Here is a 26,353-nt window from a genome sequence, read left to right on the forward strand (position 1 = left end):
AATGATTTATTTACAACTTTCTTTACTAGCATTAGGGGCGATATTATTAAATTATAATATAATAATATCTATGCTATGTATTGTTATTTTTCTACTGATAACTTGGAAAAATAAAAATCTTAATGCTAGGAAAACTATTATTTGTGTAATAGTCTTCTTAGCTTTTTTTATTCGGGGAGCATATGAACAAAAGAATAACATTACGCATCTAGGTAATGTTGAAAATAAAAATTTAGAACTAGCAGTTTCTGATAGATTTGATGTTAATGGAGCCTATGTGTCTTCTATTGGCTCTCTTTCAAATGAGAAGGTGCTAGTAAGTTATATAGTCAAGAGTGAAGATGAAAAGAAATTTTTCAAGGAAAAATTTTGGGGTGGAAAACTATTAGTAAATGCTAATATAGAAGATGTCTCAGAAAAGACTAATTTTTATTCATTTGATTATAAAAAATATAATGAGAATAGGGGGATTTTTAAAAAGATAACTATTAATGAAATTTATGAGATTAAGAATATAGATTCTGTATATTTTAAATTCTTAACTCTTAGAAACAAATTAAGTTTAAAAATTAATAAAGAACTAACCTTTGATAAAAGTGGTTATTTTCAAGCTTTAATTTTCGGAGATAAAGGATATTTATTAAAAGATGATATAAATTCTTTTAAAAATTTAGGAACAAGTCATTTATTAGCAATCTCAGGGTTACACATAGGTATACTTATTTCTCTAATTTACTTTATCTTATTAAAATTTAGAGTAAGTGTTGATTATATAGAGAAATTCATCTTGATTATAATTCCACTGTATATGTTACTTAGCGGAGCTAGTGCATCTGTTCTTAGGGCAGGTTTTATGATTGTATTTTACATCCTGTTAAGAAGAAAAAATATAGATAAACTTGGAAGTTTGTTGCTGACTTTTCTAATTTTGCTAATTTATAATCCATTACTTATTTTTAATATTGGTTTTCAATTATCGTTTTTAATTACATTTTGTCTATTGATGTCTGGAACATATATAAAAAATTCTAGAAATAAAATTTATGGTGCATTCAGAATTAGTTTAATTTCTACACTAGGTAGTATTCCTATTTTATTGTATAATTTTTATACTATAACTTATATTTCTGTATTTAGTAATATTATTTTAGTACCAATTTTTAGTATTGTGATTTTTCCGCTAGTAATTTTTAGCTATATTGTATTCTTAATAAATGGTCAGTTGTTTAATATTATCTGTAGACCGATATTAAATATTACTTTCAATTTATTCGATAAAATTCAGGAGCTTTTTCTAATAGCTCGACCTATTCGCATAGGTAAATTAAATATATTTTTTATAATTATTATATTTATTATTGTTCTAACTATATTGATAAACTTGAATAAATCTAAATATATGAATACTGTTTATGGAGTTCTTGGGATAATTCTGATTTGTATAGGAACTACATATACACCTAAAACATATATTGAAGATGTAAAAATAGGAAAAGAGAGTGTTTTATATATTAGAGAACGTAAGAATAATCTCTTGATAAATACATCTAATAATATTCAAAATTTTTATACAGATTACAGAAAAAAAGACAAGGATTATGATATAATAAACCAGTACGATTTACTTTTGGATTATGAAGGAAAAAATAAATTTGAGTATTTGTTTTTGACTTCTGCGAAAAAGAATAAAAGTGGTTACTCTATAGATCTTTTAGCAAGAAATCTAGTAGGGAAAGTTATTGTAATAGATAGTTTAGAAAATAAATTATCAGAAGTAAAAAATATGGCACAGTATAAAAAAATAGATTATATTGTCCTTAAAGAGAATACAGAGATGAAATTTGGAGAGAATTCTATTTATTATTATAATAAAAAAGTTAGAGTAAAAAACAAGAATTCTGAATTTGAAATTGAGGTAGATAATTAATGAAAAATGTCTATGTAATATATGGTGAGAATTTTGAAGCTATCAATGATTATGAAAAAAATATAGCAAAAAAGTATTTAAAAGAATTGGATGAATTTAATTATATAAAAATAAATATGCATGAAAATACTTTGGAATCTTTAGTGTATGAATGTAGAAGTAGTGGTTTATTTGGGAATGAAAAAGTAGTAGTTGCAGAAAATTGTAATTTTCTACTTGCTAAACCTAAGAAGATTAAAGTAGAACACAATGTTGATACGTTAATTAGTTATTTGGATAATATTAGTGAAGAAGTTGTATTAATTTTAAAGATTTCTGACAAGATTGATAGCAGAAAAAAACTTATAAAGAAAATTAAAGAAGTAGGAGAAGTTAAGGAGTTTTCTAATTTCAATGAAAAGGAAATAGCTAGCTATATTGTGAAAACTGTTGCTGATGCTAATTTTAAAATTTCAAGAGATGATGCAGAATTTCTTGTGAATTATACACGTTTAGATTTTGCTAATATAAAAAAAGAATTAGAAAAACTACTCCTTTATTGCGATGAAAAGAAAATAATTACGCGAGAAGATATTGAATTGCTCGCAACAAGAAGTTTAGAATACGATGTGTTCAGTTTAACTAACGAGTTATTCGGGAAAAATTATTCGAAATTAAGAGTAGTCTATAATTCTTTAGTATTAAAAAAAGAAGAACCGATTTTCTTATTATCACTTATTAGTGGACAATTAAGGATGTATTATAAAGTAAAAGTTCTACTAAATGAACACTATTCACAAAAAGATATAGCTAAAGAATTGGGAGTTCATCCATATAGGGTCCAGTTAGCTGCACAAGGAATTAGAAATTATAGTGTGAATAAAATTATGAAGACATTAATTTTAGCTGCGGATTATGATAAGTTATTAAAATCCTCATATATGGATAAATACCTTATATTAGATTTGTTTATTAATAAACTAATTGAGGAACTAAAATAGTACTTTGTTTTTGCAATCCTATACTAATTATGCTAGAATAAGTACAATTATGTAGTAGAGGAGATTGTTGATGAATAGTAAGAAGAGTATAGTAAATGCCGGAGCACTTATATTTATTTTAAATGGTCTATTCTATTTAACTTGTGAATTTATTGTAGCTTTCGGTACTGGATATCCTTTGAAAGAAGTATACTTTAAGCATTTTATTAGTTCGCTAGGAGTCTACACTTATCAAATAGTTGAAGGTGTTCCTGATGGATTTTCAGAATTTGCTATGCTTATGAATATTAATTTTATAGTCACTGGGATAGGATTCTTTATTGCTTACTATTTATTGATTTTTGATAAATTAAAAAATAGAAAATTAGGCATATTATCTATATTAACTCCATTCATATTTGCTATGGGGGGTGTTTTGGTTGGAGTATTCCAAGGTGGAGTTCCTAGTGAAGATGGATTTCATGGTTTAGGTGCGAGATTATCATTTTTAGGTGGGAATTTTACGACTTTATTAAGTGGAATAGTATTATTTAGAGAAAATAAAAAATATGCTATTGTTTCAACTTTGCTGGGGATTATAGGTTTAGTTAGTGCAGTACTTATGAATAATGCAATTAATAACAATCTTTCAGACGTTGTAGCTATTTATGAAAGAATGACGGTTTATCCAATAACAATGTGGCAGTTGATAACAGGTATTGTGTTTTTAAGGAAGAAGTAAGAATTAAGAGGAAGATCATTTGAATCAGATTCAAGTGATCTTTTTTTGTTTCAGATAATTGAAGTTAGTTAATTAAAAAATATTCATAAAAAAACAAAAAATTCAGATAAATTAGTTTATTCTGAACAAATATAATGTTATAATAGTAATGTTGAAAAGAAATTAATAAAATGAGGTATTGTTTAATGAAGAAAATTGAAACTAAGTTAGCTCAATTAGGAAATAGAAAAGATAAAGTAACTGGTGCGATTGTGACACCGATATATTTATCGACAGCTTATGCTCATCCTGGACTAGGTGAGAGTACAGGTTATGATTACACAAGAACAAAAAATCCTACTCGTACAATTTTAGAGGAGGGATTATGTGATTTAGAAGAAGGCTGTCGTGCGATAGCGACTAGCTCAGGTATGAGTGCTATTCAATTAGTTTTTGAATTGTTTGAATTGAATAGTGAATTTCTAGTTTCTAGAGATTTATATGGTGGAAGTTTTAGATATTTTGATGAATTGGAGCGTAAAGGTGCACAGAAATTTATCTATTTCACTGATGAAGAAGATCTCGAAGTAAAAATTACAGAAAATACTAAAGCTGTATTTATAGAAACACCAACTAATCCATTAATGCAAGAAGTTGATATTGAAAAAGTTGCAAAAATCGCTAAAGAAAAAAATGCGTTATTGATTGTTGATAATACTTTATTAACACCATTAAGACAGAAACCATTAACAATGGGTGCTGATATTGTTGTTCACTCAGCTACAAAATATTTAACAGGGCACAACGATATTTTAGCTGGAGCTGTAATTACTAATGATGAACAAATTGGAGAAAGATTAGCTTGGATTTCTAATACTACAGGTGCGGTATTATCTGCATTTGATAGTTGGTTATTCGTTAGAAGTTTAAAAACTTTACCGTTACGTTTTAATCAACAAGAAAAAAATGCTGAAAAGCTTGCTGAAGAATTAGAAAAAAATCCAAATGTTAAAGAAGTACTATATCCGAAAAAAGGTGCTATGTTAAGTTTTAAACTTCATGATGCTTCTAAGATTGATGCGTTTCTACGTTCATTAAAGGTTGCAACATTCGCAGAAAGTTTAGGTGGAGTCGAAACACTAGTAACGTATCCTACAACTCAAACTCACTTCGATATCCCGGAAGAACTACGTCTTTCTTATGGTTTAACACCAGATTTATTGAGAGTATCTGTAGGGATTGAAGATATTGAAGATTTATTAGAAGATTTTGCACAAGCTTTAGAAGTATAGAGGACAGAAATAATGAGTAGAGTAGAAGAATTTGTAAATAAGTATTACGTTGAAAGAAGAAATACAAATAGTTTAAAATGGGATGCTTTAGAGGAAAGATTTGGAGATAAAGATCTTCTTGCTATGTGGGTAGCTGATATGGAATTTAAAACTCCAGAGAGTATAAGAGAAGCATTGATTGAACGTGTAAATCATGGAGTTTTCGGATATACTAAGTTGCCTGAAAGTTATTATGATCAATATAAAAAATGGCATAAGCAAAAATACGATATCAATGTAGAAAAACAATGGATAAGATTTGCTCCTGGTATCGTTCAAGCAATTTTATGGGTGATTCACGCATATACAAAAAAAGAAGATTCAGTTATAATTATGCCACCTGTATATTATCCATTTGCTAATTCTATTAGAAATAGTGGTAGAAAACTAATTGAAGCACCATTACTTGAGGAAAATGGTGAGTTTATAATAGATTTTGCTACATTCGAAAAAGAGATTCGTGATAATAATGTAAGATTATATATTCACTGTTCACCTCATAATCCAGTAGGTAGAGTCTGGACATTAGAAGAACAAAAACGTGTTTTTGAAATTTGTGAGAAGTATAATGTTCTTGTATTATCTGATGAAATTCATCAAGACTTCACATATGAAAATCATAAACAAATTTCAGCGTTAGCGATAGAAGATGGAAAGTATAATCATCGGCTTATTGTAGCTAACTCAGGTTCAAAAACATTTAATCTTGCATCATTAGTTCATGCAACTATATTAATTCCTGATGAAAAAGTAAGAATAGTTTTTGATAAGTACAAAAAAGAGAACTTAGAAGCGGAACCAAGTCTATTAGGACAAATTGCTTTAGAAGCAGGATATAGAGAAGGCCATGAATGGCTTGAGGGATTGAAGGAAACCGTACAGTATAATTACAATCTACTTCTTGAAACTCTAGCAGAAAAAGTACCTGAAATTAAAGTTTATCCGCTAGAAGGAACGTATTTAGCATTTGTTAATTTAGAGAAAGTTCTAAATGGGAAAACAACAAAAGAATTCATACAAGATGAGTGTGGTTTAGCGATTGATTTTGGCCGCTGGTTTGGTAAAGGTTACAATAAGTATATTAGGATAAATCTAGCGACTAGTCCAGATAATGTAAAAGAGGCTATTGATAGAATTATTAAAAATTGTAACTAGTAGAATTAAAAAAGAAGGAAGAGCTTAGAGAGGATTTCTAGGTTCTTCCTTTTATTTCAATAAAAAACTACTCAGTAGTCTGAGTAGTTAATAAAATTATTTAGCTAGGTTTGATTTATATCTAGCAGCTGCGTTTTTGTGGATTAAGTTAGTTTTAGCAGCTTTATCGATTTTTTTGTAAGCAAGGTTTACTAACTCTGCAGCGTTAGCAGCACCTTCAGATTTAGCTACTTTAGCTTTTTTAATAGCTGTACGCATTTCAGATTTTTTAGCTGTGTTAGCAGCATTAGTTTTAGCATCTTTTCTTACGCTTAATACTGATGATTTAATGTTTGGCATTCGATTCACCTCCTGATTATAGTTTTTATTACTAAGAAATATTAATTAATATTCTTAATTACAATGAATTAAGTGTTGTTAGATACAACTACCTCATTTTAACATATTAAAATTGTAAATGCAAGATATTTTTATAAAAATTTTAGCATTACATTATTTTTTTATAATTTTTTTATATTTTTATTGACTAATGGATATAATATGTGATAGTATAAATGACGTTGATATTTAATTTTACATAGGTAAGGTTATTTGTCTTCTGACTTTATTATAATAAAAGATGTTTGAGAGATCCATCTATAAAAAAAACTTGAAGTACTGATTTCTCTTAATCAGTACTTCTTTAATTTCTCTTAAACAAGACAAGGAGATATATAATGAGAAATAATACAGTTAAAGTATTAACTATTCAAGCATTAATAGCAGCTATCTATGTTGTTTTAACAGTTGCTATCGCACCATTTTCATACGGTGCTATTCAATTACGTATTAGTGAATCACTATCACAATTAGTGGTATTTAGTAAAAAATATTGGTTCCCTATAACTTTAGGTGTAGCAATAGCAAATATTTTTAGTCCACTTGGTATAGTAGATGTGTTCTTTGGGACATTAGGAACAGGTTTAGCGTTAGCTATCAGTGTTTTTGTATTCAAATTCGTAAAAAATAGAATCGCTAGACACATCCTTAATATTGTTATTTACTTAGTGGTTTGTATGCCAATAATTGCATATGAAATTGCTATTTTTAGCGGTGAAAACTCTGCAAGAGTGCCATTCGAGTTTGAAGCGTTCACAGCAATTTATGGATCGCTTTTATTATCACAAGTTGTTGTAATGGTAATCGGTATTGTTATTACAGAAGCCCTAAATAAAGCTATTGATCTAAAAAAAGTATTTGAATAATATTTATAAAAAATCGTTAAGGAATTTCCTTAGTGATTTTTTTATTTTAGTATTGACCCTTACGTTACGTAATAGTATATAATAGGTATATCACTGGTGAAATATATCAAGGATTTAGGAGCGGAGATGAGAATAAATGAAGTCGCAAAACTTACAGGAGTGAGTGCAAGAACATTGCAATATTATGATGAGATAGGATTATTGATTCCAAAAAAATTAAATAATGGGTATAGAGATTATTCAGATGAGAATTTAGATAAACTTCAAAAGATTTTATTTTATAGATTTCTAAAGTTTAAGTTAAATGATATAAAAGAATTACTTGATGGAGATATTGATAGTTTAAAAATACTTGAACAGCAACGGGAATTAATTTTAAAAGAAAAAGAGAAGTTTGAAGTAATTCTTCATAATATAGAAAAAACAATAAAAACACATAAAGGAGAACAAAAAATGACTATAGAAGAAAAATTTAACGGATTTAAAAAAGAGGACTTAAATAAGTATGAAGATCAAGCAATAGAAAAATATGGGAAAGAAACACTAGAAGAATCTAAAAAAAGACAGAGCGGTAAAGAAGATATCGTTGCTGAGAAATTTAATAGTGTTTTTCGTTCAATGGCTGAATACAGAAAAAATAATATAGATATAGAAGAAAAAGAAGTTCAATCGAAAGTCGAAGCATTATATAACTATATGAATAAGTATGCTTTTGATTGCAGTGTAGAAGTATTCTCATATATAGGAAAAGGATATTCTCAAAATCCAGAATTTAAAAATAATATAGATAAATTTGGAGAAGGGGTAGCTGAATATACTTCTAAAGCCATAGATGCATATTGTAAAAGTAGATTAAACAAGTAATCCATAGAAGAAATTACTAATTTATAATTCTTTTTAAAATTTTTTAAAAAAACTATTGACAAATAAAATTATATATATTAGAATGAATAAGTCAGTTGAAAATGTACCGTAGACAGTAGGGGGAGAAATCCTTAATTAACCTACCGAGGACAAAATTCGAAAAGAAACTTATGTGCCTTTTTGTATGTTCTCGCATGCAAGAAGGTTTTTTTAATGGTACTGAAATTGATAAATCTACTTAGGAGGAAGTTCAATGTCAAAAGCTATTGAGAGAAAACAAGAGTTAGTAAATCAAATCGCAGAAGAAATTAAAGCAAGTTCTTCAGTTGTTATCGCTGACTACCGTGGATTAAACGTTGCGGAAGTAACAGAATTACGTAACAACATGCGTAACGAAGGTTTAACTTTTAAAGTTTATAAAAACTCATTAGTTCGTCGTGCGATGGAGCAAGCAGGAATTGAAGGATTAGACGAAGTTCTAACTGGACCAAATGCTTTTGCTTTCTCAACAGACGATGCTGTAGCTCCTGCTAGAGTTTTAAACGATTTCGCTAAAGAACACGAAAACTTAGAACTAAAAGCTGGTGTTATAGAAGGAAAAGTTGCAGATCAAGCTGAAATTAAAGCTATCGCTACATTACCAAGTCGCGAAGGATTACTTTCAATGTTACTATCTGTATTAACAGCGCCAATGCGCAATACTGCTTTAGCTGTTAAAGCTGTTGCAGACCAAAAAGCTGAACAAGAAGCTTAATAAATAAAAAAATACTAAAAACATATAATTTAAAAATCGGAGGAAATTTATAATGACTAAAGAACAAATTTTAGACGCTATCAAAGAAATGTCAGTTTTAGAATTAAACGACTTAGTAAAAGCAATTGAAGAAGAATTCGGAGTAACTGCTGCTGCACCTGTAGCTGTAGTTGGTGGAGCTGCTGCTGGAGCTGCTGAAGAAAAAACTGAATTTGACGTAGTTTTAGCTAACGCTGGAGACTCAAAAATTAAAGTAATCAAAGTTGTTCGTGAAATCACTGGAGACGGACTAAAAGAAGCTAAAGAAAAAGTTGATGGTGCGCCAGCAACACTTAAAGAAGGAGTTTCTAAAGAAGAAGCTGAAGAAATCAAAGCTAAATTAGAAGAAGTTGGAGCAACTGTCGAAGTTAAATAATTTCTATTCTAAGTAGATAAAAAGATAGATGTAAATAAACAATAATATTCTATTTGAGAATATTTGATACGATGATAATAACAAAAATAGTATATCTCAAGTGTCTAGCTATGGGATATACTATTTTCTTTCATTTTAAGAGGTGTCTTTATTATGGAACATTATTATACAAATAATCCGACGACAGAAAGTCGTGAAAAAATTATCAACTCAATAATAGCGGATGAGAATTTGAAATTTTATACAGATAATGGAGTATTTTCTAAAGAGAGTGTAGATTTTGGAACTAAAACAATGTTAGAAAGTTTCACTACAAATAAAGAAAATGCTAAAGTTGCGGATATTGGCTGCGGCTATGGGGTTATATCTATATTCCTCGCAAAAAAATATCCGACATATAAGTTTACTATGGTAGATGTAAACAATAGAGTATTAGAATTATCTAAAAAAAATATTGAACTTAACAAAATAGAAAATAAAGTAGAAGTACTAGAAAGTAGTTCCTTTGACAATGTTGAAGGAAACTTTGATATAGTTTTAACAAACCCACCAATAAGAGCTGGGAAAAAAATTGTACATAAAATAATGACAGATAGTTATGAACATCTAAATTCTCAAGGAGAGCTTTGGGTGGTTATACAAAAAAAACAAGGAATGGCTAGTTGTAAAAAATTATTAGAAGATACTTTTTCGATGGTAGAAGTAGTTTCAAAAAATAAAGGATACTATATCCTGAAAGCCGTAAAATAATTGACAACTTGCTATGACTATGATAAAATGATATATTGCAAGTAATTCTATTTTCTTTTAGATAGAATTGCCAAAATTATATAAGTAAGTAAGAGAAAATGTATATATTTTCTTTTTAGTTTTTAAGAGAAAAGCTGAGAGGTGACACAGTTGCAAAAAGTTAAATTTGGTAAGCACAGACAAAGACGTAGCTATGCTAGAATATCAGAGGTAATTGATTTACCGGACTTAATTGAAATTCAAACCTTATCTTATGATAAATTTTTAGAAACTGGTCTAAAAGATGTTTTTAAAGATGTATCACCAATAGAGGGTAATAATGATAAATTAAGTTTAGAATTTATCGACTATAAATTAGGAACTCCTAAATATGATGTTGATGAGTCTAAAGAACGTGACGCTACATATTCAGCACCTTTAAGAGTGCGCGTACGTTTAATTAATAAAGAACGTGACGAAATTAAAGAACAAGAAGTATTTATGGGTGAATTACCGTTGATGACTGAAACTGGAACGTTTATCATCAATGGTGCAGAACGTGTAATTGTATCTCAATTAGTACGTTCGCCTTCTGTATATTTTACAGAAGATGACAAACTTAAAGTTAAAAATATTCCAAATGCCTATAAAACAACTGTTATTCCTAACAGAGGAGCTTGGTTGGAATTTGAAAAAGATATTAAGGGATTAGTTTATGCTCGTATTGACAGAACTAGAAAAATTCCTTTAACAACGCTTATTAGAGCGTTAGGTTTTGAATCTGATGAATCAATTATTAAATTATTCGGAGAAGATACAGAACTATTAAACACATTAGAAAAAGATGAAAACCTAGACACAGGAACTGCGTTAAAAGTAATTTATGATAAATTACGTCCTGGAGAACCAGCTAACGTAGAAACTGCCAAAGCGACTTTACACGGTAGATTCTTCGATCCAAGAAGATACGACCTTGCTAAAGTAGGACGTTATAAATTAAATAACAAACTTCACGTTGGTGAACGTCTAGAAAACCAAATTCTAGTTGAACCAATCGTTGATACAGAAACAGGAGAAATCTTAGTAGAAAAAGGTACTAAGTTGACACGTGAAATCATTGATGGAATTTATGAAGAATTAGGAACTACAGCTAACGTAGTAGAGTTCGATATGAATGAAAGTCTTGATGGAAGCGACAGTCTTAAATTACAATTATTCAAAATTGTAAACCAAGTAAAAGTAGGGAATGACTTCGATATCGATGAATTAACTGATGATCAAGTATTACACGTAATTGGTAATGGAGCACCTAATAAAGATGTTCTAACACTAACAATTGCTGATATCGTAGCAAGTATTAACTACTACCTATTATTAATTAGAACTCGTAGAAATAGCGATGGATTTGAATTTGAATTAATCGGGCGTGTAGATGATATTGACCACCTTGGTAACCGTCGTCTACGTTGTATTGGTGAATTATTACAAAACCAAATTCGTGTAGGTATTTCTCGTATGGAACGTGTTGTGCGTGAACGTATGAGTATTCAAGATACAAATGAAATTACTCCACAACAATTAATTAACGTAAGACCAGTTACAGCAATTATTAAAGAGTTCTTTGGAAGTTCTCAACTTTCACAATTCATGGACCAAGTAAACCCATTAAGTGAGCTTACTCACAAACGTCGTTTATCTGCACTTGGGCCTGGTGGTTTAACAAGAGAGCGTGCAGGGATGGAAGTTCGTGACGTTCACTACTCACACTATGGTCGTATGTGTCCGATTGAAACACCAGAGGGACCAAATATCGGTCTTATCAACTCACTTTCATCATTTGCTCGTATAAATGAATTTGGATTCATTATGACTCCATATAGAAAAGTTGAATTTGATGGAGAAGGTCGTCCATACGTAACTGAAAACGTACAATATTTAACAGCTGATCAAGAAGATAAATATGTTGTAGCACAATCAACTGCTAATGTTGATGAAAAAGGTTACTTCGTAGATGAAGAAGTAGTATGTCGTTTCAGAGGGGATAACACAGTTAAACCTCGCGAAATGATGAACTTCATGGATGTATCACCTAAACAGGTAGTTTCTGCTGCCACAGCATGTATTCCGTTCTTAGAGAATGACGACTCTAACCGTGCTCTAATGGGAGCGAACATGCAACGTCAAGCAGTACCTCTAATGATTACAGAAGCACCATTCGTTGGTACAGGTATGGAGCACCTTGCAGCACGTGACTCAGGAGCGGCTGTTATCGCTAAATACCCTGGTATCGTTGAATATGTTGATGGAGCGAAAATTAAAGTACGTCGTATTGAAACTCTAGAAGGTAAAGAAATTAAAGGGGATTTAGATACATACGTAATTCACAAATTCGTACGTTCTAACCACTCTACAGCTTACAACCAAAAACCAATTGTTAAAGTTGGTGATAGAGTAGAACCTAAAGATATTCTTGCAGATGGACCATCTATGGATAAAGGAGAATTAGCTTTAGGTAAAAACCTTGTAGTAGCATTCGTAAACTGGGATGGATATAACTATGAGGATGCTGTTATCATGAGTGAACGTCTTGTAAAAGATGATGTTTATACTTCTATTCACGTAGAAGAATATGAAACAGATGCTCGTGATACTAAACTTGGGCCAGAAGAAATTACTCGTGAAATTCCAAACGTAGGTGAAAATGCACTTAGAAACCTAGATGCACGTGGAATTATCCGCATTGGGGCTGAAGTTAAAGATGGAGATATCTTAGTAGGTAAAGTTACACCGAAAGGATTAACTGAACAAACTCCAGAAGAAAAATTATTATATGCTATCTTTGGAGCTAAATCTAAAGAAGTACGCGATACTTCATTACGTGTACCTCACGGTGCTGATGGAGTAGTTGCTGATGTTAAAATCTTTAAACGTGAAGATGGTGCTGAATTACCTAACGGTGTAAATGAACTTGTACGTGTATTTATCGTTCAAAAACGTAAAATCCGTGTAGGGGATAAAATGGCCGGTCGTCACGGTAACAAAGGGGTTATCTCAAATATCTTACCAGAAGAAGATATGCCTTACCTACCAGATGGTACACCAGTTGACGTAATGTTAAACCCACTAGGGGTTCCATCTCGTATGAACATTGGACAAGTATTAGAGCTACACTTAGGTATGGCTGCTAAACAACTAGGAATCCACGTAGCAACACCAGTATTCGATGGTGCTACTGATGAAGATGTTTGGTCTACAGTTGCTGAAGCTGGAATGGCTAAAGATGCTAAGACAGTTCTTTATGATGGACGTACAGGTGAACCATTCGACAGCCGTGTATCTGTAGGTGTAATGTATATGATTAAACTTGCACACATGGTTGATGATAAACTTCACGCTCGTTCAATTGGACCATACTCATTAGTAACACAACAACCACTTGGAGGTAAAGCTCAATTTGGTGGACAAAGATTTGGTGAGATGGAGGTATGGGCACTTGAAGCTTATGGTGCTGCATATACTCTTCAAGAAATTTTAACGTACAAATCAGATGACACTAATGGTCGTGTTAAAACATACGAAGCTATCGTTAAAGGTGAAAATATTCCACGTCCAGGAGTTCCTGAATCATTCCGAGTACTTATGAAAGAACTTCAAGCACTAGGTATGGACTTCAGAGTAATGGATAATGAAGATAACGAAGTAGACATGGGTGATATAGATTTAGGAGATACAATTGATTTCCACGAATCACACCATCACAACCACAATGAAGAAGAAGTAAAAGAAACAGAAAAAGCTTCAAAAGAAAACACTGAAAATGGATATCAAAGTTTAGCTAACTTAATTCTATCTGATTCAGAAGAAGATGTTGAAGAAGAATCAAGTGAAGAAACTTCAGGATATCAAGCATTGGCTAGTCTTTTAATGTCAGATACAGATGAGTATGAAGACGTTGAAGATGATACTGATGAAGAATAATATAAATTTTACAATTAATCACAAAGAACTATTCAAGGCATTTATACAAAAAAATAAAGGAGGTATGCTCCTTGATAGACGTAAATAATTTTGCATATATGAAAATTAGTTTAGCTTCTCCTGAAAAAATCAGAAGTTGGTCTTATGGAGAGGTTAAAAAACCTGAAACAATTAACTATAGAACTTTAAAACCAGAAAATGATGGACTATTCTGTGAAAGAATTTTTGGTCCAACAAAAGACTGGGAATGTGCTTGTGGGAAGTACAAAAGAGTTAGATATAAAAACATTAAATGTGATAAATGTGGGGTTGACGTAACTTTAGCTAAAGTTCGTCGTGAAAGAATGGGGCACTTAGAATTAGCTGCCCCAGTCAGCCACATTTGGTATTTCAAAGGTATTCCAAGTAGAATGGGTCTTCTACTTGACCTTAGCCCAAGACAATTGGAAGAAGTAATTTACTTTGCTTCTTACATTGTTATTGATCCAGGTGAAACTGACTTCATGAAGAAACAAATTGTTTCAGAACGTGAAGTACGTGAAGCACGTAGCACATTTGGAGCAAACTCGTTTGTAGCTAAAATGGGAGCTGAAGCAATTCGCGATCTATTAGCTGAGTTAGATATCGAAAAAGAACTTAAAGACCTTAAAAATGAACTTAAAGAATTAAGTGAAAGTAACTATAAATCTGGTCAAAAAGTTGTAAAAATCATCAAACGTGTTGAAGTATTCGAAGCGTTTAAACACTCTGGCAATAAACCAGAATGGATGATTATGACTGTACTACCAGTTATTCCACCTGAATTAAGACCTATGGTTCAATTAGACGGTGGACGTTTCGCAACAAGTGACTTAAACGATTTATACAGACGTGTAATTAACCGTAACAACCGTCTGAAAAAACTTATCGAACTTAAAGCACCAGGGCTAATTGTACAAAACGAAAAACGTATGTTACAAGAAGCAGTTGATGCATTAATCGATAACGGACGTCGTGGTCGTCCTGTAACAGGTCCTGGTAACAGAACATTAAAATCATTATCTAATATGTTAAAAGGTAAACACGGTCGTTTCCGTCAAAACTTATTAGGTAAACGTGTTGACTACTCTGGACGTTCAGTAATCGTAGTTGGTCCAAACCTAAAAATGTACCAATGTGGATTACCTAAAGAAATGGCACTTGAATTATTCAAACCATTCGTAATGCGTGAATTAGTTAAACGTGAGTTAGCTAATAACATTAAAAATGCTAAAAACCAAATCGAAAGAATGGAAGATCATGTATGGGATATCTTAGAAGATATTATTCGTGAGCACCCAGTATTACTTAACCGTGCCCCGACTCTTCACAGACTAGGTATCCAAGCATTCGAACCAATCTTAGTGGAAGGACGTGCAATTCGTCTTCACCCTCTTGTTACAACAGCGTTTAACGCCGACTTTGATGGTGACCAAATGGCCGTTCACGTACCTTTATCAAAAGAAGCACAAGCAGAAGCACGTATGTTAATGCTAGCTGCTCAAAACATCCTTAACCCTAAAGATGGTAAACCAGTAGTTACTCCATCTCAGGATATGGTATTAGGTAACTACTACCTAACACTTGAAAGACCTGGAGCAGTAGGGGAAGGTATGATTTTCAAAGATGCCGATGAAGCAAGAATAGCATACCAAAATGGATATATTCACCTTCACACACGTGTTGGTATCGCGGCTAAATCATTTGAAAATCCAACGTTCACAGAAGAACAAAACAAAAAATTACTTGTTACTACAATTGGTAAAGTAATCTTTAACGATATATTACCAGAAGGATTCCCTTATCTAAATGAACCTACAAAAGATAATTTAGAATCAGCGACTCCTGATAAATATTTCGTATCACCATCTGATCTTGCAGAAGGTGGATTAAAAGCATACATTGCTGAACAAGAAGCTGTAACACCATTCAAAAAAGGTTTCTTATCGAAAATCATTTCTGAAATCTTTAACAGATTCCATATTACTGAAACATCTATGATGTTAGACAGAATGAAAGATTTAGGATTCAAATACTCTTCAAGAGCTGGTATTACAGTAGGGGTAAGTGACGTATTCGTCTTACCTAATAAATATGAAATTTTAGCAGACTCGCAAGCTAATGTTGATAAAATCACAACATTATACAGACGTGGTCTATTAACTGAAGAAGAAAGATATCAAAACGTTATTGCTCAATGGGCAAAAGCAAAAGATATCATCCAAGATCAACTTATGGACTCTCTTCCAGCTACTAACCCAATCTATATGATGAGTGACTCTGGAGCCCGTGGTAACGCGTCTAACTTTACTCAGTTAGCCGGAATGCGTGGTCTGATGGCATCTCCATCAGGACGTATCATGGAAATGCCTGTACGTTCATCATTTAAAGAAGGATTAACAGTATTAGAGTTCTTCATCTCTTCTCACGGTGCGCGTAAAGGTCTTGCCGATACAGCGCTTAAGACAGCCGACTCAGGTTACTTAACTCGTCGTCTTGTAGACGTTGCACAAGATGTTATTGTTCGTGAAAACGACTGTGGTACATCTCGTGGATTAAGAGTTGCAGCACTTAAAAATGGAACAGATGAAATCGAAAGCTTACAAGAACGTCTTGAAGGTAGATACAGTAAAGAAACTGTGGTTCACCCAGAGACAGGAAAAGTTATCGTTGAAGATGGTCAATTAATCACTCTAGATACAGCTAAAGAAATTGAAGCAGCTGGAATCGAAAGTGTTGTAATCAGATCAGCATTTACATGTAACTCTCGTCATGGAGTTTGTGAGAAATGTTATGGTAAAAACTTAGCTACAGGTGAAAAAGTAGAAGTTGGTGAAGCAGTTGGTACAATTGCCGCTCAATCTATCGGAGAACCTGGTACACAGCTTACAATGCGTACGTTCCACACAGGTGGGGTTGCCGGTGCCGATATCACTCAAGGGTTACCTCGTATTCAAGAGTTATTTGAAGCGCGTAATCCAAAAGGTAAGGCATTAATCTCAGAAGTAGATGGAACAGTTACAAAAGTTGAAATCGATAATAATCATGTACGTAGAATTTACGTATTAAGTGAAATCGGTGAAGAAAGAGAATATCAAGACTACGGTGCAAGCCGTATGTTAGTTAAAGAAGATGACAAAGTTAAACGTGGTCAAGCTTTAACTGAGGGTTCTATTGAACCAAAAGAATTACTATCAATTGCTGGTTTAGAAGCAGTACAAAGTTACTTATTAACTGAGGTACAAAAAGTTTACCGTATGCAAGGGGTAGAAATCAGTGATAAACACGTTGAGGTTATGGTACGTCAAATGTTAAGAAAAGTACGTGTAATCAATGCTGGAGACACTGACTTACTTCCAGGTTCATTAGTTGATATTCACAAATTCACAGATGAAAACAAAAAAATCCTTGCGGTACGTGGAAACATGGCCACAGCTAAGCCTGTAATTCTAGGTATCACTAAAGCTTCATTAGAGACTGAAAGTTTCTTATCTGCAGCTTCATTCCAAGAAACTACTCGTGTTCTTACAGACGCAGCAGTTAAAGGAAAAGTTGATAGACTTATGGGACTTAAAGAGAACGTTATTATTGGTAAGCTAATTCCAGCAGGAACAGGAATGCCAAGATACAATGACGTAGATATCAAAGTTGAAAATGAACTTGAATTAGAAATGGATAACGAATTAAGTAGACCAATTGAAGAAGAATTACACGAAGAATTAGGATCTATTTAATTTAGAACATAGAAAAGTTAATAGGAATATAAAAAAATCTTATATTCCTATTGACAAATCTATAAAAAGTATGTAAAATAGATAATGTTGAATACAAAAGTAGAAGCACCCGTTTCTCACCTGCCAATGTTGATTGTTCAGGTTTATGTAGATGAAATGTAGAATTTTATGCTGGGTGTTTTGCACTCAGTTTTTTTTAATGCTTTTAGTATTTAATGAAATTTATAAATAGGAGGTGCTGATCATTAGTAAAGATACTGCACAAGTAAATGAAGGTATTAAAGCGAAAGAGTTTCTTTTAATTAGTCAAAATGGAGAACAATTAGGAGTTAAAACTAAGGCAGAAGCAATGCAAATTGCAGAGCGTATGAACTTAGATGTTGTTCTAGTAGCTCCAAATGCTAAAACACCAGTTGCTAAAATTATGAACTACGGTAAGTTCAAATTTGAACAACAAAAGAAAGAAAAAGAAGCACGTAAGAAACAAAAAATCGTAACAACAAAAGAGATAAGATTATCTCCAACAATTGAAAAACACGATTTCGAAACTAAGTTGAAAAATGCACGTAAATTCTTAGCAAAAGAAGACAAAGTTAAAGTTTCTATTCGTTTTAAAGGGAGAGCAATCACCCACAAAGAAATTGGACAGAAAGTTTTAGAAAACTTTTCTAACGAAGCTAGCGATATAGCTACTGTCGAACAAAAACCTAAAATGGAAGGTCGCAGTATGTTCTTAGTTCTAGCACCAAAAAAAGAGAAATAAAGGTTTAATATAGGAGGAATTTGATAATGCCAAAAATGAAATCTCACCGTGGTTTAGCAAAACGTGTGAAAAAAACAGCTAGCGGTAAATTAAAACGTAGCCGTGCTTATACTTCTCACTGGTTTTCAAGAAAAACTACTAAACAAAAACGTCACTTACGTAAAGCTTCATTAGTATCTCGTGGTGATTACAAACGTATTAGAACTTTATTAGTTAAATAATATTAAAGAAGATTAATTATAGCGTAAATACTTATTTAAGTTATACATAAGGAGGAATTAGATATGCCACGTGTTAAAGGTGGAACTGTGACTCGTCGTCGCCGTAAAAAAGTTTTAAAACTAGCTAAAGGATATTTTGGTTCAAAACATACATTATTCAAAGTTGCTAAGCAACAAGTAATGAAATCAGGAATGTATGCTTTCAGAGACCGTCGTCAAACAAAACGTAACTTCAGAAGATTATGGATCGTTCGTATTAATGCAGCTGCAAGATTAAATGGATTATCTTACAGCCGTCTAATGAATGGACTTAAAGTTGCTGGAATCGATATTAACAGAAAAATGTTATCAGAAATCGCTATCCACGACGCAGCAGCATTCACAAGCATTTGTGAACAAGCTAAAGCAGCTTTAGCTAAATAATTAAAGAAAATTTAAAGAATACTTGCATAATTTTGTAAGTATTCTTTTTTTATAATTAAACACCTTAGAGAGTCATTTTTCGGCTCTTTAAGGTGTTTTATTCATTAATAGACTATTTTTCTAGGGTTATTTAATCTATGGAGTTTTGCTTGAGCGATTTCATTGTACACTTCTTCATTTCTTTTTTCGTATAATAAAATAGCCCATGTGTACCATAATAAATCACAAAACTGTAAGAATACATCTAATTTATCATAACGGCAATCTTTTTCGCTAAAATACGCTTTTAAGAAGGTGATTGTTTCTTCATAGTTCAAATCATTTTCTGATATAAAACTCGCAATATCGAAGTAATAGTCGTTATATCCAGCATATTCAAAATCTATTAAGTATAATTTATCTTTTGTAAATAAGAAATTACCTTCAACTAAGTCATTGTGACATAGTCTGTCAGGCTCATAGAACTCTTTAAAATTAGCTATGATGTACAAATATTGTTCAAGAATATTCTGTTTTTCATCAATTTGGTTATAATAATTATAAAATTGCTTAACAGGATCAAACATATGCTCAGCTTGAAATTTTTTCGAATGAAAGTTATTAAGAAGTTTTCCTATTCTTATAATACTTGATAATTTTCTTTGTGAAATAAATGTTTTTGGATTAGGTTGAAATTCTGTAATTAGGTTATCATTGTTGAAGAATATTGGTTTAAGAAAGTAATCCTCATCGGCAAGAAGACTAATAGCTTCTTTTTCGTTATTTTTATTTACAATACTTGTAGAATCTTTAGAAGTTCTATAGAAATATTTATTATTATCTGTTGTAATAATATAATTTTTATTAGTAATTCCATAACTTGTTTCTTCTAGTGAGATTACTTTTTCATTTAAGATTTTTTCTAATTTATCTAAATTGTACATATCAATATCCTCCTTAATTTCTGAAATATAAAATCCTTTTTCACTATAATTATATAATAAACTAACTAAAGTTGAAAGAAAAACGATTACATTGTTTATAAATTTAATTTTCGAATTTTTATTAAAATACTATTTTTTTTCATAATATATTTCCATTAGGCTTGAAATAAATTTATAAATATACACTATATTATTTATGTGAACTTAAATTGATACTAATCTTTAAAAATACCTGGTATATATAGATATTTTAAATTAAAAATTTATAAAAAAAATGGTGATTGTTGAAAAAAAACAAGAAATTTGATATAATTATAATGTATAAAATATATTTATATACACAGAGTTTCATTTTTAAATATCATAGGAGGTGTGAAATGAAAGAAGTTTTTATTAATAGTGAGTATATTACATTAGCTCAATTCTTAAAATTAGAAGGTTTTATAGGTTCAGGAGGAGAAGCTAAATACTTTTTACAAGAAGTAGAAGTCGAGCTTAATGGAGAGCTAGAAAACAGACGAGGGAAAAAATTATATTCAAATGATGTAATAAAATTAGAAGGAAACGAATTTATAATAATTAATGAAAATTAAAAGTTTAAAATTATTATACTTTCGAAATTATTTATCTACGAATATAGATGCACATCCCTCGCTTAATGTTTTAGTAGGAAACAACGCGAATGGAAAAACTAATATTATAGAGTCTATTTTTTGTTTGGCACTTGGGAAAAGCTACAGAACAAAAAGTGATAGCGAGTGTATTATGTTTGGAGAAACAGCAACAGCTATGTCTTGTATCGTGAATAAGAATGATAAAGATCTGGACATAATGTTAGGAATTAATAATAAAGGTAAAAGTGCAAAGATTGCTGGAATAAAGAAAACTAAGCTAACTGATTTTGTTGGTGAACTAAATGTTGTTCTTTTCTCTCCAGAAGATTTGCAGATTGTTAAAGGTTCTCCATCATTACGTAGAGAATTCATGAATCGTGAATTCTATCAATTTTCACGTATTTATCATAAATACTACTTAATGTATCAACATCTTTTAAAACAACGTAATTCATATTTAAAAGATATGAGGAAGAATCCGAAAGATGAGATGTCTCTAGCGTATCTAGAAACTCTTACATCTCAACTCGCGAAAGTAGCACTATACATTACAAAAGAGAGAGTGTCATTTGTTCAAGATATTTCTAAGTTAACATATAAAAATATGTTAAATATATCTAATGGGCAAGAAACTTTAAAAATTAAATATAAAAGTTCAGTATTAGATGCATTGAATATTTCAGAAATGAACGATGAGTTCTTTACTGAAGAGAACTTGACTAAAGTCATGATGAAGAAATCTTTTGATGATATTATGCGAGGTAGTACAAAAATTGGACCACAGCATGATGATTTAGAATTTTATATAAATGATCTTGATGCGAAAATGTATGCATCCCAAGGTCAACAGAGAAGTATAGTATTATCACTTAAACTTGCTGAAATAAACTATCTAAAAGAAAAAACAGGAACATATCCTGTATTACTATTGGATGATGTGCTAAGTGAGCTGGATAAAAATAGACAATTGAAATTATTAGATGCAATTAATGAAAATGTGCAAACATTCATTACGACACCTTCAATATCAGATATTAAAGAAGATTTATTAAGAAAAGCTAAAGTTTTCAAAATAGAGAATGGAAACATTAGTGAAATAGTCTAGAAAATTTATTTATGAATTTACTAAAATGAAAGGAAAAATCATGGTAGAAAATAAAAAAACACAAGAATATAATGCCGATCAGATTCAGGTCCTTGAAGGATTAGAAGCTGTTAGGGTAAGACCAGGTATGTATATCGGTTCTACATCTAGTAAAGGTCTACACCACCTTGTTTGGGAAATAGTAGATAACTCAATAGATGAAGCCTTAGCTGGATATTGTAATACGATAACAGTAGCAATTGAAGAAGGAAATTGGATAAGAGTAGAGGATAATGGTCGTGGGATTCCTGTAGATATTCAAGAACAAACAGGTAAACCTGCACTTGAAGTAATCCTTACAGTACTACATGCCGGTGGTAAATTCGGAGGCGGCGGATATAAAGTATCTGGTGGTCTTCACGGGGTTGGTGCCAGTGTAGTTAATGCTTTGTCAACTAACTTAGAAGCCTCTGTTCATCGTGATGGAAAAATTCACAGTATGAAATTTGAGCGAGGAGATGTAGTTCAAGGCATTACTGTAGTTGGAGATACTGATAGAACTGGAACAACTATTCGTTTTAAAGCAGATCCAGAAATCTTCCAAGAAACGACAGTATATGAATACGATATTTTAAGAACACGTATTAGAGAACTTGCTTTCTTAAACAAAGGAATAACAATTATTCTTAAAGATGAAAGAGCAGGACAAGAAAAAGAAGAAACTTTCTGTTATGAAGGTGGATTATTAGAATATGTAGAGATGTTAAATGAGAATAAAGATGCTTTACATGAAGCTATCTATGTTCACGGTGAGATGGATGGTAAAGAAGTAGAAATCTCAATGCAATATAACACTGGATATTCAAATAATGTCTTAAGTTATGCAAATAACATTAATACGCATGAGGGTGGTACTCACGAAAGTGGATTTAAAACTGCACTTACAAGAATTATTAACTCTTATGGTAAAAAGAATAAACTTATTAAAGATAAAGAATCTTTAACAGGTGATGATGTTCGTGAAGGGCTTGTTGCGATTATCTCTATTAAACACCCAAATCCACAGTTCGAAGGACAAACAAAAACAAAATTAGGTAACTCAGAAATGAGTACTATTACTAATAAGCTATTCTCTGAAGAATTAGATAGATTCTTATTAGAAAATCCAAAAACAGCGAAAATAATCGTTGAAAAAGGACTTCAAGCATCACGTGCGAGAATCGCAGCGAAAAAAGCTCGTGAATCTACGCGCCGTAAAAATGCTTTAGAGTTTACTAATCTACCAGGAAAACTTGCAGACTGTTCAAGTAAAGATGCAGCTGAATGTGAATTATTCCTAGTCGAAGGGGATTCTGCGGGAGGAAGTGCAAAACTTGGACGTAATAGTAAATTCCAAGCTATTTTACCGCTTAAAGGTAAAATTCTGAACGTAGAGAAAGTTAGAATTGATAAGGTATTAGCTAACGATGAAGTTCGTTCATTAATTACAGCTATCGGTATGGGTATTGGTGAAACATTAAACATCGATAAACTTCGTTATCACAAAATCGTTATTATGACCGATGCCGATGTCGATGGAAGTCACATTAGAACATTATTATTAACATTCTTCTTCAGATATATGAGAGAATTAATCGATGCAGGATATGTATATATCGCTAGACCACCTCTATATGGATTAAAAGTAGGGAAGAAAGAATTCTACTGCCACACAGAAGAAGAACTGAAACAAAATATTGAAGAACATGCTGGAGATAAAAAGTACACTGTTCAACGATACAAAGGTCTTGGAGAGATGAACGCAGAAGAACTATGGGATACAACAATGGATCCAGAACACCGTTTAATGTACCAAGTAAGTGTTGATGATGCTCAAAGAGCAGATGCTGCTTTTGATACATTAATGGGTGAAAAAGTAGAACCAAGACGTAAATTTATCGAAGATAATGCGCTAAATGTTATAAACTTAGACATTTAGAAAGAAAGGATAGAACATGGAAGATAATAAAAATAATATTACCTTAAGAAACATAACAACTGAAATTGAAAATTCATTCTTAGATTATTCAATGAGTGTTATTGTATCGCGTGCATTACCAGATGTTCGTGACGGGTTAAAACCAGTTCATAGAAGAATACTTTATGCTTTTAATGATTTAGGGTTAACATATGACAAACCTTACAAAAAAAGTGCCTTCGTTGTAGGGGAAGTTATGGCGAAGTATCACCCTCATGGTGACTCTGCAACATATGGAACAATTGTACGTTTAGCACAAGATTTCAATAGTAGATATCCTTTAGTAGATGGTCAAGGGAACTTTGGTTCTATTGATGGAGACGGTGCTGCTGCGATGCGTTATACTGAAGCTAGAATGAGTAAAATAGCTTCTGAGTTACTACGTGATATTAACAAAGATACTGTTGATATGCAAGATAACTACGATGGAACAAAACAAGAACCAAAAGTATTACCAGCAAGAATTCCAAACTTATTAGTTAACGGAAGTAGCGGTATTGCTGTAGGTATGGCGACTAATATTCCACCTCATAACTTAGGTGAGGTTATCGATGGGGTAATCGCATTAGCTGATAACTCTGAAATAACAATTGCTGAATTAATGTCTAAAATTAAAGGACCTGACTTCCCAACAGGATCATTCTTATTAGGACGTAGTGGGATAGTTAAGGCTTATACAACAGGACGTGGTTCTGTAATTATGCGTGGTAAAACTGAAATTGAGCAAATGAAAAATGGTAAGGAAAGAATTGTTATTACAGAAATTCCTTATCAAGTAAATAAAGCGAAATTAGTTGAAAAAATTGCTGAACTAGCTCGTGATAAGAAAATTGAAGGTGTTACAGACCTTCGTGATGAAAGTAACTTAAAAGGTATTAGAATTGTAATTGAATTACGCCGAGATGTTAATAGTAACGTAATTTTAAACAATTTATACAAATTAACACCATTACAAAGTTCATTCGGTGTTAACATGATTGCCCTTGTAAATGGAGTACCTAAGTTATTAAATCTTAAAGAAGTACTTTACTACTACTTAGAGCACCAAAAAGAAGTAGTAGTTAGAAGAACTAAATTCGATCTTAAAAAAGCACAAGCTCGTGCTCACATATTAGAAGGGTTACGAATTGCTCTAGATAATATCGATAGAATTATTAGTTTAATTCGTGGATCTCAAACTGCAGAAGAAGCGAAAGCAGGATTAATTGATCAATTTGGATTAACTGAAATTCAAGCCCAAGCTATTCTAGATATGCGTCTTCAAAGACTTACAGGTTTAGAACGTGATAAGATTGAAGAAGAATATAGTAAACTTATGGAACTTATCGCTGACTTAGAAGACATTCTAGCTAAACCAGAACGTGTAATTCAAATCGTTAAAGATGAGTTATTAGAAGTTAAGGAAAAATTTGGAGACAAACGTCGTAGTGTAATTATTGAAGGACAAGTAGATCAAATTGAGAACGAAGATTTAATTGAAAAAGAACAAATCATAATTACTCTATCTCATAACCAATATATTAAACGTCTTGCTGCAAGTACATATAAATCACAAGGACGTGGTGGACGTGGAGTAAACGGTATGACTACAAATGATGAGGATAACGTAGCTTACATGCTAAGTTGTTCAACTCACGATCATATCCTATTCTTCACAGATAAAGGTAAGGTTTATACTCTTAAAGGTTATGAAATTAACCAAATGAGTAGACAATCTAAAGGAATACCGATTATTAACCTATTAGAGATTGAAAAAGAAGAAAAAGTAAACTCTATTATTGCAATTTCTGATTTACAAGAAGAAGATACAAACTTAATCTTCTCAACTAAATATGGTATCATTAAGAAATCTAAATTAGGAGATTACGCAAGTATTCTTAAGAAAGGTAAGATTGCCCTTAAACTTGATGAAGATGATGCATTAATCGATGTTCAAAGAATTACAGATGATCAAGATATTATGATCGTTACAGCAAATGGACAAGCAATTAGAATTAATGCTGAAAAAGTTCGTACAATGGGACGTGTAAGTCGTGGAGTTAAAGGTATTACACTTTCTCCAGATGACTACGTTGTAGGTATGGAAGTAGTCGATGAATCTAAGAAAATTTTAACAGTAACAGAAAATGGTATTGGAAAAATTTCTAAATCTACGGAATTCAATGTAATTAACCGTGGAGGAAAAGGTGTTAAAGTAGCAAAAGTTACGAAGAAAACAGGTAAGATTGTAGCGGTTAAATCAATCGCAGGAAATGAAGACTTAATGATAATGACTGATCAAGGAATTATTATTAGAATAGATGTTTCTACAATCAGCACATTAGGAAGAACAGCGACTGGAGTTAAAGTTATTAACCTAGTTGATGATCAAAAAGTAGCGACTGTAACTTTAGCAGCTAAAGAAGAAAGCTACGAAGACGAATAGGAATATTTAGATAAAAAATAAGGATAACTTTATAAGTAGTACTTCACTATTTAT

Annotated in this window: 21 protein-coding genes and 1 other annotated feature; of the genes, 19 read left to right on the forward strand and 2 right to left on the reverse strand. The window is 31.6% G+C overall.

Annotated features, from left to right (window positions below; translation table 11 throughout):
- Position 1: 1 nt before the first annotated feature.
- The 5 genes from ACWOBP_RS00385 (at position 2) to ACWOBP_RS00405 (ending at position 6,093) form a co-directional block, all read left to right on the forward strand.
- A complete protein-coding gene (locus ACWOBP_RS00385; RefSeq protein ID WP_455336981.1) occupies positions 2 to 1,927 on the forward strand; it encodes a ComEC/Rec2 family competence protein in 1,926 nt (641 codons plus the stop codon).
- A complete protein-coding gene (holA, locus tag ACWOBP_RS00390; protein WP_455336982.1) occupies positions 1,927 to 2,907 on the forward strand; it encodes a DNA polymerase III subunit delta in 981 nt (326 codons plus the stop codon). The genes ACWOBP_RS00385 and holA overlap by 1 nt, the downstream gene beginning before the upstream one ends.
- 70 nt (positions 2,908 to 2,977) lie before the next feature.
- Positions 2,978 to 3,628, forward strand: coding sequence for a DUF998 domain-containing protein (locus ACWOBP_RS00395; protein WP_455336983.1), 651 nt, complete (start codon positions 2,978 to 2,980; stop codon positions 3,626 to 3,628).
- Positions 3,629 to 3,813: 185 nt separating this feature from the next.
- A complete protein-coding gene (locus ACWOBP_RS00400) occupies positions 3,814 to 4,899 on the forward strand; it encodes an aminotransferase class I/II-fold pyridoxal phosphate-dependent enzyme (RefSeq protein ID WP_455336984.1) in 1,086 nt (361 codons plus the stop codon).
- Positions 4,900 to 4,911: 12 nt separating this feature from the next.
- Complete coding sequence (locus tag ACWOBP_RS00405) at positions 4,912 to 6,093, forward strand: MalY/PatB family protein (RefSeq protein ID WP_455336985.1); 1,182 nt, start codon at positions 4,912 to 4,914, stop codon at positions 6,091 to 6,093.
- 96 nt (positions 6,094 to 6,189) lie between these two features.
- Here ACWOBP_RS00405 and rpsT read toward each other — a convergent pair whose 3' ends face one another.
- Positions 6,190 to 6,432: a 30S ribosomal protein S20 gene (gene rpsT / locus ACWOBP_RS00410; RefSeq protein WP_003145397.1), complete on the reverse strand. Its 243-nt coding sequence runs from the start codon at positions 6,430 to 6,432 to the stop codon at positions 6,190 to 6,192.
- Positions 6,433 to 6,809: 377 nt separating this feature from the next.
- Here rpsT and ACWOBP_RS00415 point away from each other — a divergent pair, with 377 nt between their 5' ends.
- The 10 genes from ACWOBP_RS00415 (at position 6,810) to rplT (ending at position 19,236) form a co-directional block, all read left to right on the forward strand.
- Positions 6,810 to 7,337: a QueT transporter family protein gene (locus ACWOBP_RS00415; RefSeq protein ID WP_299322633.1), complete on the forward strand. Its 528-nt coding sequence runs from the start codon at positions 6,810 to 6,812 to the stop codon at positions 7,335 to 7,337.
- Between the two features lie 126 nt (positions 7,338 to 7,463).
- Complete coding sequence (locus tag ACWOBP_RS00420; RefSeq protein WP_455336986.1) at positions 7,464 to 8,201, forward strand: MerR family transcriptional regulator; 738 nt, start codon at positions 7,464 to 7,466, stop codon at positions 8,199 to 8,201.
- Between the two features lie 88 nt (positions 8,202 to 8,289).
- Positions 8,290 to 8,422, forward strand: a sequence feature (ribosomal protein L10 leader region).
- Between the two features lie 32 nt (positions 8,423 to 8,454).
- Positions 8,455 to 8,955 carry a 50S ribosomal protein L10 gene (gene rplJ, locus ACWOBP_RS00425; RefSeq protein ID WP_003146331.1) on the forward strand — a complete coding sequence of 167 codons (501 nt, stop codon included), beginning with the start codon at positions 8,455 to 8,457 and terminating at the stop codon, positions 8,953 to 8,955.
- Between the two features lie 52 nt (positions 8,956 to 9,007).
- Positions 9,008 to 9,370 (forward strand): 50S ribosomal protein L7/L12, encoded by a 363-nt coding sequence (gene rplL / locus ACWOBP_RS00430; RefSeq protein ID WP_003146330.1) that lies wholly within the window; start codon positions 9,008 to 9,010, stop codon positions 9,368 to 9,370.
- A 153-nt stretch (positions 9,371 to 9,523) separates the two neighbouring features.
- Positions 9,524 to 10,120, forward strand: coding sequence for a class I SAM-dependent methyltransferase (locus ACWOBP_RS00435; protein ID WP_455336987.1), 597 nt, complete (start codon positions 9,524 to 9,526; stop codon positions 10,118 to 10,120).
- Between the two features lie 141 nt (positions 10,121 to 10,261).
- Complete coding sequence (gene rpoB / locus ACWOBP_RS00440) at positions 10,262 to 14,077, forward strand: DNA-directed RNA polymerase subunit beta (protein ID WP_455336988.1); 3,816 nt, start codon at positions 10,262 to 10,264, stop codon at positions 14,075 to 14,077.
- Positions 14,078 to 14,148: 71 nt separating this feature from the next.
- Complete coding sequence (gene rpoC, locus ACWOBP_RS00445; protein WP_294682174.1) at positions 14,149 to 17,829, forward strand: DNA-directed RNA polymerase subunit beta'; 3,681 nt, start codon at positions 14,149 to 14,151, stop codon at positions 17,827 to 17,829.
- A 235-nt stretch (positions 17,830 to 18,064) separates the two neighbouring features.
- A complete protein-coding gene (infC, locus tag ACWOBP_RS00450) occupies positions 18,065 to 18,592 on the forward strand; it encodes a translation initiation factor IF-3 (RefSeq protein WP_003145601.1) in 528 nt (175 codons plus the stop codon).
- 26 nt (positions 18,593 to 18,618) lie between these two features.
- Positions 18,619 to 18,813, forward strand: a complete 195-nt coding sequence (rpmI, locus tag ACWOBP_RS00455) for a 50S ribosomal protein L35 (protein ID WP_003145690.1) — start codon at positions 18,619 to 18,621, stop codon at positions 18,811 to 18,813.
- Positions 18,814 to 18,876: 63 nt separating this feature from the next.
- Positions 18,877 to 19,236 (forward strand): 50S ribosomal protein L20, encoded by a 360-nt coding sequence (gene rplT, locus ACWOBP_RS00460; RefSeq protein ID WP_003144917.1) that lies wholly within the window; start codon positions 18,877 to 18,879, stop codon positions 19,234 to 19,236.
- A 104-nt stretch (positions 19,237 to 19,340) separates the two neighbouring features.
- Here the strand turns inward: rplT and ACWOBP_RS00465 are convergent, their stop codons facing one another.
- Entirely contained in the window at positions 19,341 to 20,159 is an 819-nt protein-coding gene (locus tag ACWOBP_RS00465) for a phosphotransferase (protein ID WP_455336989.1), read from the reverse strand.
- Between the two features lie 377 nt (positions 20,160 to 20,536).
- Between ACWOBP_RS00465 and yaaA the strand changes: the two genes are divergently transcribed.
- From yaaA to gyrA, 4 genes are read left to right on the forward strand one after another with little or no spacing between them, the layout of a single operon-like run.
- Positions 20,537 to 20,752, forward strand: coding sequence for a S4 domain-containing protein YaaA (yaaA, locus tag ACWOBP_RS00470; protein ID WP_003144994.1), 216 nt, complete (start codon positions 20,537 to 20,539; stop codon positions 20,750 to 20,752).
- On the forward strand, positions 20,742 to 21,878 hold the full coding sequence (recF, locus tag ACWOBP_RS00475; RefSeq protein WP_455336990.1) for a DNA replication/repair protein RecF: 1,137 nt from the start codon (positions 20,742 to 20,744) through the stop codon (positions 21,876 to 21,878). The genes yaaA and recF overlap by 11 nt, the downstream gene beginning before the upstream one ends.
- Positions 21,879 to 21,918: 40 nt before the next feature.
- The gene (gene gyrB, locus ACWOBP_RS00480) at positions 21,919 to 23,835 is read left to right on the forward strand and encodes a DNA topoisomerase (ATP-hydrolyzing) subunit B (RefSeq protein WP_294681793.1); all 1,917 of its coding nucleotides are present in this window, start codon (positions 21,919 to 21,921) and stop codon (positions 23,833 to 23,835) included.
- Positions 23,836 to 23,851: 16 nt separating this feature from the next.
- Positions 23,852 to 26,299, forward strand: coding sequence for a DNA gyrase subunit A (gyrA, locus tag ACWOBP_RS00485; protein WP_371452751.1), 2,448 nt, complete (start codon positions 23,852 to 23,854; stop codon positions 26,297 to 26,299).
- Positions 26,300 to 26,353 lie beyond the last annotated feature (54 nt).

This window comes from Gemella parahaemolysans, assembly GCF_053758945.1.